The organism is Allobosea sp. LC85 (genome assembly GCF_000735605.1).
GTDB lineage: Bacteria > Pseudomonadota > Alphaproteobacteria > Rhizobiales > Beijerinckiaceae > Allobosea.
Genome location: NZ_JPKG01000054.1, coordinates 1 through 12,230 on the forward strand (window position 1 = coordinate 1; position 12,230 = coordinate 12,230).

General features: G+C 65.8%; 13 protein-coding genes. 8 read left to right on the plus strand and 5 right to left on the minus strand.

The features are described from left to right. Positions 1-221, plus strand: a 221-nt coding sequence (locus FG93_RS33430) for a hypothetical protein (RefSeq protein ID WP_210165838.1), incomplete at its 5' end; no start/stop codon positions are given. Here FG93_RS33430 and FG93_RS23440 read toward each other — a convergent pair. From FG93_RS23440 to FG93_RS23450, 3 genes are all read right to left on the minus strand, one after another. Next, positions 218-2,425 (minus strand): bifunctional (p)ppGpp synthetase/guanosine-3',5'-bis(diphosphate) 3'-pyrophosphohydrolase, encoded by a 2,208-nt coding sequence (locus FG93_RS23440; protein WP_043239530.1) that lies wholly within the window; start codon positions 2,423-2,425, stop codon positions 218-220. The genes FG93_RS33430 and FG93_RS23440 overlap by 4 nt on opposite strands. Before the next feature lie 148 nt (positions 2,426-2,573). After that, positions 2,574-2,966: a DNA-directed RNA polymerase subunit omega gene (gene rpoZ, locus FG93_RS23445; RefSeq protein WP_043239219.1), complete on the minus strand. Its 393-nt coding sequence runs from the start codon at positions 2,964-2,966 to the stop codon at positions 2,574-2,576. A 107-nt stretch (positions 2,967-3,073) separates the two neighbouring features. Next, positions 3,074-4,825: an ATP-binding protein gene (locus tag FG93_RS23450; protein WP_081881780.1), complete on the minus strand. Its 1,752-nt coding sequence runs from the start codon at positions 4,823-4,825 to the stop codon at positions 3,074-3,076. A gap of 193 nt (positions 4,826-5,018) precedes the next feature. Between FG93_RS23450 and FG93_RS23455 the strand changes: the two genes are divergently transcribed. Beyond that, the gene (locus tag FG93_RS23455; protein WP_043239221.1) at positions 5,019-5,771 is read left to right on the plus strand and encodes a pyridoxine 5'-phosphate synthase; all 753 of its coding nucleotides are present in this window, start codon (positions 5,019-5,021) and stop codon (positions 5,769-5,771) included. 9 nt (positions 5,772-5,780) lie between these two features. Further along, complete coding sequence (gene acpS, locus FG93_RS23460) at positions 5,781-6,185, plus strand: holo-ACP synthase (RefSeq protein WP_043239224.1); 405 nt, start codon at positions 5,781-5,783, stop codon at positions 6,183-6,185. A gap of 361 nt (positions 6,186-6,546) precedes the next feature. Here the strand turns inward: acpS and aqpZ are convergent, their stop codons facing one another. Continuing rightward, positions 6,547-7,245: an aquaporin Z gene (aqpZ, locus tag FG93_RS23465; RefSeq protein ID WP_043239226.1), complete on the minus strand. Its 699-nt coding sequence runs from the start codon at positions 7,243-7,245 to the stop codon at positions 6,547-6,549. A gap of 337 nt (positions 7,246-7,582) precedes the next feature. Between aqpZ and lepB the strand changes: the two genes are divergently transcribed. The 3 genes from lepB to era are packed head-to-tail and all read left to right on the plus strand — an operon-like array spanning position 7,583 to position 9,997. Beyond that, a complete protein-coding gene (gene lepB / locus FG93_RS23470; RefSeq protein ID WP_244448708.1) occupies positions 7,583-8,350 on the plus strand; it encodes a signal peptidase I in 768 nt (255 codons plus the stop codon). 11 nt (positions 8,351-8,361) lie between these two features. Next, complete coding sequence (rnc, locus tag FG93_RS23475) at positions 8,362-9,093, plus strand: ribonuclease III (protein WP_244448718.1); 732 nt, start codon at positions 8,362-8,364, stop codon at positions 9,091-9,093. Continuing rightward, positions 9,086-9,997 carry a GTPase Era gene (gene era / locus FG93_RS23480; RefSeq protein ID WP_081881782.1) on the plus strand — a complete coding sequence of 304 codons (912 nt, stop codon included), beginning with the start codon at positions 9,086-9,088 and terminating at the stop codon, positions 9,995-9,997. Before rnc ends, era begins: the two co-directional genes overlap by 8 nt. Here era and FG93_RS23485 read toward each other — a convergent pair. Continuing rightward, positions 9,961-10,875 (minus strand): LysR family transcriptional regulator, encoded by a 915-nt coding sequence (locus tag FG93_RS23485; protein WP_081881784.1) that lies wholly within the window; start codon positions 10,873-10,875, stop codon positions 9,961-9,963. The two genes, era and FG93_RS23485, sit on opposite strands and share 37 nt — an antisense overlap. Before the next feature lie 117 nt (positions 10,876-10,992). On the opposite strand from FG93_RS23485, the gene FG93_RS23490 reads away from it, so the two are divergent. Both FG93_RS23490 and recO read left to right on the plus strand, forming a co-directional pair. After that, positions 10,993-11,373: a tautomerase family protein gene (locus FG93_RS23490; RefSeq protein WP_043239232.1), complete on the plus strand. Its 381-nt coding sequence runs from the start codon at positions 10,993-10,995 to the stop codon at positions 11,371-11,373. Positions 11,374-11,476: 103 nt separating this feature from the next. After that, the gene (gene recO / locus FG93_RS23495; RefSeq protein ID WP_043239233.1) at positions 11,477-12,205 is read left to right on the plus strand and encodes a DNA repair protein RecO; all 729 of its coding nucleotides are present in this window, start codon (positions 11,477-11,479) and stop codon (positions 12,203-12,205) included. Positions 12,206-12,230 lie beyond the last annotated feature (25 nt).

Here is a 12,230-nt window from a genome sequence, read left to right on the forward strand (position 1 = left end):
ACGAAAACAACGATCCCGTCCGTTCGTCCCCACCGCGCATCCAAATCAATCCTGTGGCCGCAACCCCACGGAATCATCACACCAACCAAAAAGCCAGCGCGTTTTTCAGCAGCCTGCTAGAAGCATTTTCGAGCGAAGTGGACACCGGTTCGCGTGAAGAAAATGCGATAAAACAAAGAGCTAGCATTTTCGCGATTCGGAGAAACACGGAAATGCTCTAGCCGACGACGCGCTCGACCCGGCTGATCACCCGCTTCTCACGCAGCTCGCTGATGATGGCGCTGAGATGTTTGAGATCCCAGACGGTGAGATCGATGGTGACATCGGTGAAGTCGGGCGTCGGCCGCACCATCGTGACCGCATCGATATTGCCGTCATGCTCGGCGATGGTGGTGGTGATCTGCGCCAGCGAGCCGGGCTCGTTGATCGAGTTGAGCGCGATGCGCGCCGGAAAGCGCTGGGGCGTCTTGTCGTCGAGGTCCCAGCGCACATCGAGCCAGCGATCGGGCTCATTGTCGAAGGCTGCCAGCGAAGGCGACTGGATCGGGTAGATCGTCACGCCTTCGCCCGGCGTCAGGATGCCGACGATGCGGTCTCCCGGAACGGCACCGCCATTCGGCGCGAACCGCACCGGCAGGTCGCCGCCGAGGCCGCGGATCGGGATGGCATTGGCGCCGGGCGTCTCGCCCGGCAGCTTGAACTTGAGGTTGTCGCCCTTGCGCAGCTCGAACCAGCCCTTGCCGCTGCTTTCGCCCTTGGCTTCGGGTGTGGACCGCTTCTCCGACTCGAGGTCGGGATAGACCGCCTTGACGACGTCGCCCGAGAACATCTCGCCGCGCCCGACCGCGGCGAACACGTCGTCGACGGCGGTGCGGGCGAGCCGCCTGAGCGCCGCCTTGAGCTTTTCGTCGGTGAAGACACGCTCGGCGCGCATGAAGGCGCGTTCGAGGATCTGGCGGCCGAGCCCGGCATATTGCCGGCGCACAGCCGCGCGCGTCGCCCTGCGGATCGCGGCGCGGGCCTTGCCGGTGACGACGAGCGATTCCCAGGCCGCGGGTGGCACCTGTCCGTCGGCGCGGGTGATCTCGACCTCGTCGCCATTCTGCAGTTCGGTGAGCAGCGGCGCGATGCGGCCATTGATCTTGGCGCCGACGGCCGTGTTCCCGACATCGGTATGGACCGCATAGGCGAAGTCGATCGGGGTCGCCCCGCGCGGCAAGGCGATCAGGCGGCCCTTGGGCGTGAAGCAGAAGACCTGGTCGTGGAAGAGCTCAAGCTTGGTATGCTCCAGGAATTCTTCCGGATTGTCGCCTTCGGCGAGCAGGTCGACGGTGCGCCGCAGCCACTGATAGGCCCGGCTTTCATCGGCCGCGCCGGAGAGCTCCGTGGTCCGCCCGTCCTTGTAATGGGCATGGGCCGCGATGCCGTATTCGGCGATGCGGTCCATCTTGTCGGTGCGGATCTGCAGTTCGACGCGGCTATGGCCCGGGCCGACCACCGTGGTGTGGATCGAGCGATAGTCGTTCTGCTTCGGTGTCGAGATGTAGTCCTTGTAGCGCCCGGGAACCATCGGCCAGGTCGTGTGCACGACGCCGAGCACCCGGTAGCAATCCTCCAGCTTGTCGACGATGACCCGAAAGCCGAAAATGTCCGAAAGCTGCTCGAAGGAGACCGATTTGCGCTCCATCTTGCGCCAGATCGAATAGGGGCGCTTGCGCCGCCCGGCGACCTCCGCCTGGATGCCGCGCGCGGCCAGCTTCTCCTTGAGGTCGATCTCGATCGCGCTGATGACGGAGCCTTCGCGCTCGGTCACCTCCTCGAGGCGCCTGGTGATGGTGGAGTGGGCCTCCGGCTTGATATGGCGGAAGGCCAGTTCCTCCAGTTCCTCGCGCAGTTCCTGCATGCCCATGCGCCCGGCGAGCGGGGCATAGATCTCGGCGGTCTCCTCGGCGACGCGCAGTCGCTTCTCGGGCGGCACGAAATGCAGGGTGCGCATGTTGTGCAGCCGGTCGGCGAGCTTGACCAGGAGCACCCGGACATCGTCGGCGATGGCCAGCAGCAGCTTGCGGAAATTCTCGCCCTGGGCCGCCTTCTTCGAGACGAGGTCGAGCTTCTTGATCTTGGTCAGCCCGTCGACGAGCCGGCGGATATCCGGCCCGAATATGCTCTCGATCTCTTCGAGAGTGGCTGCGGTATCCTCGACGGTGTCATGCAGCACGGCGGCGACGATCGTCGCGTCGTCGAGCTTGAGATCGGTCAGGATCGCCGCGACTTCGAGGGGATGCGCGAAGAAGGGGTCGCCCGAGGCGCGCTTCTGCGTGCCATGCGCGCGCATGGCGTAGACATAAGCCCGGTTGAGCAGGTCCTCGTCGGTATTCGGGTTGTAGCTCCGGACCCGGTCAACGAGCTCGTATTGCCGCATCATGCCCATGCGGGCCCCTGTAACGCCTGCCAAGGATTGCAAAGCTTCAATATCGGCACGGCGTTCCGGCGGAGCAAGGCGAATCTATGCAGGGTGGACATGAAAAAGCCCGGCAATGCCGGGCTTTAGCTGGGAGTGGTGAACGCTTTGATCAGTCTTCGTCGTCGGCGCTCTCGGTCGGCGGCACGAGGCCGTCGAGGCCGCGCAGCAGATCTTCCTCGCTCATGCGGTCGAACTGGACTTCCGAATCGGGGGTCGCTGCGCTGGAGGGGCCGCTGGTCAGGAGCGGCACGGTCTCGGCCTCCGGCTCGTCGACCTCGACATGCTTCTGCAGCGAGTGGATCAGCTCTTCCTTCAGGTCTTCGGGAGTGAGCTTCTCGTCGGCGATTTCGCGCAGCGCCACGACAGGGTTCTTGTCGTTGTCACGGGGAACCAGAATCTGCGTGCCCGAAGCGATCATGCGGGCGCGGTGGCTGGCCAGCAGAACCAGCTCGAAGCGGTTCTCGACCTTGTCGATGCAGTCCTCAACGGTAACGCGAGCCATGGAACGGCTCCTTCTGATCTTGGCGATGCAGGGAAAGATTGATGTCGGCCGGCCATACAGGCAAAGCCGGGCGGATGCAAGATTTTGCTGCGCGCTCCGGCTCGGCCTTACCAGCTCTCGCCCTGCAAGCGGCTGACCAGTTCGTCGAGCCCCGGCTCGCGGTGGGCCAGTCCGTCGAGGATCGAGCCCCCCGCCATCGCCGGCAGCTCATGCGGCGCAAGCTCGGCAAAGCGCATGCGCATTGGCGTCGCCACGCCCTCGCCGAAGGCGATCGCCTCGCGGTTGCCGATGGCGGAGAGGAACCCGATCGTGCTCGCCGAGGCATCGGCAATGGCCGAGCGGATGATCTGCTGGTCGCGCTCATTGGCCAGCCGCATCGCGAAGATGGTCGAGCACTGCGACAGGATCGTCGGATCGAGCTCGCCCGGGCGCTGGGTCACGACGCCGAGATAGGCACCGTATTTGCGGCCTTCCTTGGCGATGCGGGCAATCGCCTGCCGGGTCGGCGCGAAGCCGAGCGACTGATCCGCCGGCACATAGCGATGGGCTTCCTCGCAGAGCAGCAGCACCTCGTAGCCGCCATGGCTGAACATCGCGAGGTCGAAGGCGATGCGCGACAGCACGGACGCGACGGAGTTGACGACATCGGCCGGCAGGCCGGCAAGCTGGAACACGCAGATCGGCCGGCCATGCTGCGGGATCCGGAAGATCTGGCCGATCACCTGGCCCATGCCTTCGACCATGTTCGCGCGTGCGAACATGAACTGGTAGCTCGGGTCGCCATAGAGCGCTTCGAGGCGGACCTTCAGCGATCGCAGCGCGGCACGCGGATAACGGATCTCATGGAGGCCCATCAGCTCGTCCAGGACCGCGAGCGCGTCCACCATCCTGTAGGGCAGCGGGGCGTCGCCGCTGGAGGCCGCGCCACCGGCCGCCGGCCGCCGCGCCGCCGGATCGAGCGGCCGCTTCAGCAGGGAGGAACCGAGGTCGCGGGCGAAATCCTGGGCCGCAGGCTTGCGATAGCGGGCGCGGGCCGCGGCGATGACCTCGCGCAGGATGTCGATCTCGTCGGCATCGGGGCGGCCGCGAAAGACGACATCGGCAAATTCTTCGAGGCGGAACATCCAGAAGGGCAGATCCAGGCTCTGCGCGTCGGTGACCACGGCCTTGTCGGGAAAGGCATGGGCGTATTCGTTGTGCGGATCGAGGATCAGCACCCGCAGATGCGGCTTCTCGGCAATCGCCTTGCGCAGCAGCAGCGAGACGGCGCTGGACTTGCCGACACCGGTCGTGCCGACCAGCGCGAAATGGCGCGACAGCAGATCGTCGATGCAGACCGTCGCCGGAATTGCTGAATCCTGCGTCAGGTGCCCGATGGCGACACCGGCCCTGGAGCCGAGGTCATGCACCAGGGCGAGATCCTGGGCCCTGATGCGGTGCGCGATTGCGCCGACCGGAGGATAGGTGGTGATGCCGGTCTGGAACGAGGTGCGGCCACCTTCGGCTTCGAGCACTTCGCCGAGCAGTTCCACCTCGATATGGACGGGATTGTCGACTAGCTCGTCCCAGAATTCCCTGACGGCCTTGATCTCGTAGACCATGCCGACGATCCGGCTGCGCCCGAGATTGATCGAGATCATCCGTCCGATCGTCCAGGCGTCGGGCGTTGCCGCGCCGGTGCGCGGCATGGTGGTGCCGATCGTCGCGCGCGCGCCATTGCATGACAGCACGCGGCCGATCGACCGGTCGGCGACCTGGTCGGCCGTGCGGCGGTCCGGCACGATATCGTTCGCGAACTGGCCCTGATTGACGGAAATCTGCACGGCCCTGGGTCTCTCGATCTGATCTGGGTCAGGCATGAAACGAGGCTGCGCGCTTAAGATTGGTTTCCAGGCCGCAGCAGCTTGGTGGCGCGGTTAGCAAATCACGAAGAATCCCGGGAAAGCTCGCGCGATATCCATCACCGAACCTGGCCTTGCCGATCAATTTCCTTGCCTTGAGCCGGGCAGGCGCAGGCGTTATGCACGCTGGCAAGGGGCGAGGGGACTTGTGATGACAAATGGCCGGTTGCGACTGGGCGTGAACATCGATCACGTTGCTACGGTGCGCAATGCGCGTGGCGGAGCCCTGCCCGATCCGATCCGTGCCGCGCATCTGGCGGTCAAGGCCGGTGCCGAGGGCATCACGGCGCATCTGCGCGAGGACCGGCGCCACATCCGCGATGTCGACATCGAGCGGCTGGCGGCGGAACTCACCGTGCCCCTGAATTTCGAGATGGCTGCCACTGCGGAGATGATCGCGCTGGCTTTGCGCCTGAAGCCGCACGCGGCCTGCCTCGTGCCCGAGAAGCGCGAGGAGCGCACGACCGAGGGCGGGCTCGATGTCGTCGGGCAGGAACGCGCCCTGGCGCCGGCGATCGCGCAGCTCAACGCGGCGGGCTCCCGGGTGTCGCTCTTCATCGAGCCGGATGCGGCGCCGATCAGGATGGCGGCCAAGCTCGGCGCGCCGGTGGTCGAGCTGCATACCGGAACCTGGTGCCATGCCGTCGTCGACGGCCGCCAGGACAAGGCCGATGCCGAATTCCGCCGTCTTGCCGAAGGGGCTGCTCTTGCGGCCTCGCTTGGCCTCGAAGTTCATGCCGGCCATGGGCTCGATTACGACACTGCGCGCCAATTGGCGGCGGTTCCCGAGTTCGTCGAGTTCAATATTGGTCACTTCCTGGTCGGCGAGGCGCTCTTCATCGGCCTCGAGCAAGCGATCGTGCAGATGCGTGCAGCCATGGACGAAGGGCGCGCCGCCAAGTAGACCGGCTCCATGATCCTCGGCATCGGCTCCGACCTCTGCGATATCCGCCGCATCGAGCAATCGCTGGAGCGGTTCGGCGAGCGCTTCACCCATCGCATCTTTACCGCGGGTGAGCGTGCCAAATCGGACCGCCGTGCCACCCGGGCCGCCTCCTATGCCCGCCGCTTCGCCGCCAAGGAAGCCTGCTCCAAGGCGCTTGGCACCGGTCTGAGCCGCGGCGTGTTCTGGCGCGACATGGAGGTGGTGAACCTGCCGGGCGGCCAGCCGACCATGCGGTTGACCGGCGGCGCGGCCGAGCGGCTTGCCGCGATGCTGCCGCCAGGGCACGAAGCCTTCGTCCATGTCTCGCTGACCGATGACCCGCCATTGGCGCAGGCTTTCGTCGTGATCGAGGCGCGGCCGCGGCTTCCCTGATTGGGAGTACGGGCATGGCTGGCGTTGTCGATGCGGAAACCGGGGAGCGCGTCCGCGCGAGCTTCCGGGGCCAGTGGAGGCCTGCCGCAGGCTCGGATCCCCCTTCACGGCGCTGTTCTGCGCCGACTATCACGGCCGCTGGGTCGAGTGGCGCTGGAGCCCGTTCCGATCAGCTTGCATCGCAAGCTGATCGGAACGGGCTCCATTCCAAAGTGAGAGACGGATTCACCGATCAGATTGGTTCAATCTGATCGGATCCGGCTCTAGGCAGGGTGCGGAACGCAAAACGGGCCGGAGTTCTGCGCTCCGGCCCGTTCGATCGCGGGAAACGAGACGCCGGACCGAGCCGGCGCCGTATGGTCTACTCCGGCTTGTCGGATTTCAGCCAGCGATAGAGCACGCCGCCGAGAGCGCCGCCGATCAGCGGTGCGACCCAGAACAGCCAGAGCTGCTGCAGCGCCCAGCCGCCGACGAACAGGGCAGGGCCGGTGCTGCGCGCCGGATTGACCGAGGTATTCGTCACCGGGATGCTGACCAGGTGGATCAGGGCAAGCCCAAGGCCGATGGCGAGCGGCGCGAAGCCGGCCGGCGCCTTGCCATGGGTCGCGCCCATGATGATGAAGAGGAACATCATCGTCATGACGACTTCCATCAGGAAGCCGGAGAGCAGGCTGTACTGGCCCGGCGAGTGTTCGCCATAGCCATTCGAGGCAAAACCCTTGGCGAGATCGAAGCCCGGGGCGCCCTTGGCGATCAGGTAGAGGATGAAGGCGCCGGCAACCGCGCCGATCACCTGGGCAACGATATAGGGAAGCACCTGTCCGGAGGGAAAGCGCCCGCCGGCCGCGAGCCCGACGGTGACCGCCGGATTGAGATGGCAGCCCGAAGTATGGCCGATGGCATAGGCCATGGTGACGACCGTCAGGCCGAACGCAAGTGAGACGCCGAGCAGCCCGATGCCGACCTGCGGGAAACCTGCAGCGATGACCGCGCTGCCGCAGCCGGCGAAGGTCAGCCAGAATGTGCCGATGGCTTCAGCTGCATATTTCTTCGAACTCATGCTGATTCCCCCAGAGGTTGTGACGATCCATCAGTGAACCTGTGCTTGGAATGCGTCAATTACGCTACTGCGGGGCTGCCCTTCACCAGCGGCAGGGGATAGATCATCGCAACCTGGCATCTGCTCGGGAGAGAGATCGGACGGTTCGAATTGTATCGCCCCAGTTGCGGCAGGTCACGGGCTGCAGGCCGCCGGCGAATTTTACGGCTGCAGCGCCAATGTTGCATTACCCGGGGCGAGCGGCCCTGTTCGCGCCATCTTGTGCGCGGATATCGCGTTGTCCCCGGCCGTACATTCCGCTATGCCGCGCCTCGGAACCGATGAAGGAGCGCCCCGGGTGGCCAACGACGCCGAAATCAAGAGCAAGACGGCCAAGGACGAGGGCGGCATCCTCGAGACGATCAAGGTCGTCGTCCAGGCGCTTCTCATCGCGCTTGTCATCCGCACGCTGTTGTTCCAGCCGTTCAACATTCCGTCGGGCTCGCTGATCCCGACATTGCTGATCGGTGACTATCTCTTCGTCTCCAAATACACCTACGGCTATTCCAAGCACTCGATCCCGTTCAGCCCGCCGCTATTCAAGGGCCGGGTCTGGGCTGCCGAGCCGAAGCGCGGCGACATCGCGGTTTTCAAGCTGCCGACAGACAATTCGACCGATTACATCAAGCGCGTCATCGGCCGGCCGGGCGATCGCATCCAGATGATCGACGGCATCCTGCACATCAACAACCAGCCGGTGAAGCGCGAGCGCATTGCCGACTTCGAAACCACCGACAACTGGGGCCGCAGCGCGAAGGTCATCCAGTATCGCGAGACGCTGCCCGAGGGTGTCAGCCACAACATCATCGAGCGCGAGGGCGACACCGGCACCTTCGACAACACGCCGGTCTTCCGCGTGCCCGAAGGCCATTTCTTCATGATGGGCGACAACCGCGACAACTCGCTGGACTCGCGGGACCGCAGCGTCGGCTACGTGCCTTTCGAGAACTTCGTCGGCCGCGCCGAGATCATCTTCTTCTCCATCGACGAAGGCGCCTCCGCCTGGCGTGTCTGGGAATGGCCCTGGACCGTGCGCTGGAACCGCCTGTTCAGCACGATCAAGTGACGAAGCCGCAAGTGACGAAGCCGGGGGACAGCGGGCGTAAGACGCCCGATCTCGTTCGGCTCGAGGCGAAGCTTGGCCATGTCTTCGCCAATCGCTCCCTGCTTGAAATCGCCCTGACCCATATGAGCGCCGAGAGTTCGCGGCTCGGCAGCTATCAGCGGCTCGAGTTCCTGGGCGATCGCGTCCTGGGGTTGAGCGTCGCCGACATGCTCTTCGAGCGCTATCCACAGGCCGAGGAAGGCGACATGTCGCGCCGGCTGGCCGATCTCGTGCGCAAGGAGACCTGCGCCGAAGTCGCGATGGGCTGGGATATCGGCAGCTTCCTGAAGCTCGGCGACGGCGAAATCCTGGGCGGCGCCCGCAAGAACAGGGCGATCCTGGCCGATGCCTGCGAGTCGATCATCGGTGCGGTCTTCATCGATGGCGGCTATGCTGCGGCCCGAGGACTCGTCGAGCGCGCCTTTGGCGAACGTCTGCTGAAGCCGGTGCGCCCGTTGCGCGATGCGAAGACCGCGTTGCAGGAATGGGCGCAGGGCAAGGGCTACCAGACGCCGACCTATACCGAGCGCGGTCGCTCCGGCCCGGACCATGCCCCGCTTTTCCGGGTCGCGGCCCGTATCGCCGGATTGATCGACGCCGAAGCCGAAGGGCGCTCCAAGCGCCTCGCCGAACAAGCTGCTGCCGAGGCGTTCCTGCGCCGCGAGGGGCTCTGGAACGAAACCATGGGAGATGACAATGGCTGAGGCCGACAAGCCCACACGCTGCGGCTTCGTTGCGCTGATCGGCGCGCCCAATGCCGGCAAGTCGACGCTGCTGAACAAGCTCGTCGGTGCCAAGATCTCGATCGTCTCGCGCAAGGTGCAGACGACGCGGACCCAGGTGCGCGGCATCGCGCTCGCCGGCGCGGCGCAGGTCATCTTCGTCGACACGCCCGGCATCTTCGCGCCCAAGCGCCGGCTCGACCGCGCCATGGTGACGAGCGCCTGGGGCGGCGCGACCGATGCGGACCTGATCGGCGTGCTGATCGATGTCGAACGCTTCGACAACGAGGAGAACACCCGGCTGCTCGAAAAGCTCGCCGAGCTGAAGCAGCCCAAATTCCTGATCCTCAACAAGATCGACACGATCGCGAAGGAGAAGCTGCTCACCATCACGACGCAGCTGAACGAGCGGAGCAAGTTCGAGACCACCTTCATGGTCGCGGCGCTGACCGGCTATGGCGTCAAGGACATCCTCGACTGGCTCGAGACGCGCCTGCCGCTCGGTCCCTGGCTTTACCCGGAGGACCAGATCTCGGATGCGCCGCTGCGCTTCCTCGCCGCCGAGATCACGCGGGAGAAGATCTTCGAGCGGCTGCACGACGAATTGCCCTATCGCTCGACCGTCGAGACCGAACAGTGGCAGCAGCGGCCCGATGGCTCGGTGCGCATCGAGCAGACGATCTATGTCGAGCGCGAGGGCCAACGGAAGATCGTGCTCGGCGAGGGTGGCCAGACCATCAAGGCGATTGGCCAGAAGGCCCGCGTCGAGATCGCCGAGGCGGCCGAGGCCAAGGTCCATCTCTTCCTGTTCGTCAAGGTTCGCGAGAACTGGAGCGACGATCCGGAGCGCTATCGCGAGATGGGGCTGGAATTCCCCAAAGGCTGAACTGGTAAGCGCTGAGCCTGCAAGCGCTGAACCGGCCCGCGAAACGCCGCCGCCAGCTCCCTGACGAAGGCGTTGGCGCGCGGTGTCGCGACATTGCTGCGCAGCACGACCTCGGATGAGCCGAGCACCGGCAGGCCCCAGTCCCTGCCGACATCGACGGCGCCGAGCGGCGCGATGCGCGCGGCGAGCGGCGTGACGCCGAGCCCGCCCTCGACGGCCGCCACGACCGCGGCCATGCCGCCGCCGACAAAGGCCTCGCGCCACCTGAGCCCGCCCTGGCCAAGCGCCTCGATGGCGTGACGCCTGAGCGCGCATTCCGTCATCAGGCTGACGAGCGGCAGCGGCTCAGACGGATCGCGTGTCAGCGTTGGCGCGGCGAACCAGCCAAAGGCGTCGTGGCGCAGCGTTTCGCCGGTCCGTCCCGCACCGATCCGCAGCATCACGGCGATATCGATCTCGCCGCGTTCGAAGGCCGCATCGAGCAGGCTCGAGCGTTCGATCCGCAGGCTGATCACCAGCGTCGGGTCATGGCCGAACAGGCGCGCCAGCAGGGCAGGCGCATCGGCGCCGACCGCCTGCTCGCTGATCCCGATTGCAATGCGCTCCGGCTCCTCGGTGAAGGCCGCGCGCGCCCGCTCATGCGCGGCGAGCAGCTCGCGTGCCGCCGGCACGAAGCGCTCGCCCTCGGCGGTGAGCTTGACGAGACGCGGGTGGCGCTGGAGCAGGGCCCGGCCGAGAGCCTCCTCGAGCCGCTTGACCCGGGTGCTGACCAGCGACTGGGTCGTACCCAGCGCCTCGGCGGCGCGCGTGAAGCTGCGCAGATCGGCCGCGCCGAGAAAGGCGGCGACCGCGTCGATATCGAGCGTCGTGGCCAGCATAGATCAAAAATCCATATGATTGATATCTTCAATCATACACTACAAGGATGTTTCGAACAGCGCTAGCTTGCTCTGGACAGCGAGGCGAACGGCCTCGCACGTACCGGAGATCCAACCATGCCCCTGATCCGCATTTCCATGAGGCGCGGCCGTCCCGCCTCCGAGCCAGCCGCCATTGTCGATGGCGTCTATCGGGCGATGCGCGAGACCTTCGAGGTGCCGGAGGACGATCTCTTCGCCGTGATCCACCAGCACGATCCCGACGAGTTCATCTTCAACGCCCGCTATTTCGGCTTCGAGCGCAGCGCCGGTCTCGTCATCATCCAGATCACCTGCAACAACAGCCGCGGCGTCACCCAGAAGAAGGCGCTGTTCGCCAAGATCGCCGAGAACTTGCGCCGGGAGCCGGGGCTGAAGCCCGACGACATCTTCATCAACCTGATCGAGACCGCGCGCGAGAACTGGTCCTTCGGCGGCGGCATCGCCCAGTATGTCTGAGGCCGGCTGCTTGCCGTCCCGGGCCGGCGCCGCTGACGCGATCTGTCGGGCTCGGATGCGGGCGGAAATTGACCCGGCCGGGTGCGCCGCCTAACTCCTTGCCATGGAGTGGAGCGACGACGGCACCATCATCGGCGTACGGCATCACGGCGAGAACGCCGTGATCCTGGAGGTGCTGACGCGCCTGCATGGCCGCCATCTCGGGCTCGTGCGCGGTGGGCGCTCGGCCCGGGTGCAGCCCGTGCTGCAGCCCGGCAATGCCGTCTCGCTGACCTGGCGGGCCCGGCTCGACGAGCATCTCGGCGAATACAAGGTCGAGCTCATCACCTCGCATGCAGCACGGCTGATGGCGGCGCCGGTCGCCCTCTATGGGCTGGCAGTGATCTCGGCGCTGTTGCGGCTGCTGCCGGAGCGCGATCCCCATCCCGCCCTGCATGAGGGGCTGGCGGTGCTGATCGAGCATCTCGACGAGCTGACGCTGGCGCCGGCCCTGGTCGTGCGTTTCGAACTCGCCATGCTGGCCGAACTCGGCTTCGGGCTTGATCTCACGCGCTGCGCCGTCACCGGTTCGCCCGACGACCTCAGCCATGTCTCGCCGAAATCGGGCAAGGCGGTCAGCCGCAAGGTGGCCGAGCCCTATCAGGATCGTCTGCTGGCGCTGCCGGGTTTCCTCAGCGAAGGGCAGGGCGCGCGGCAACCCTCCGCCGCCGAGATCGCCGCGGGCTTCGCCCTGACCGGCTTCTTCCTGCGCCGCCATGTGCTCGAGCCGCGCGGATTGCTCGAGCCGCCGGAGCGGGCGCGGCTGCTGGAGCTGGTCGCACGAATTCACTGATTTCCGGCGCGTTTGCGGTTAAGAC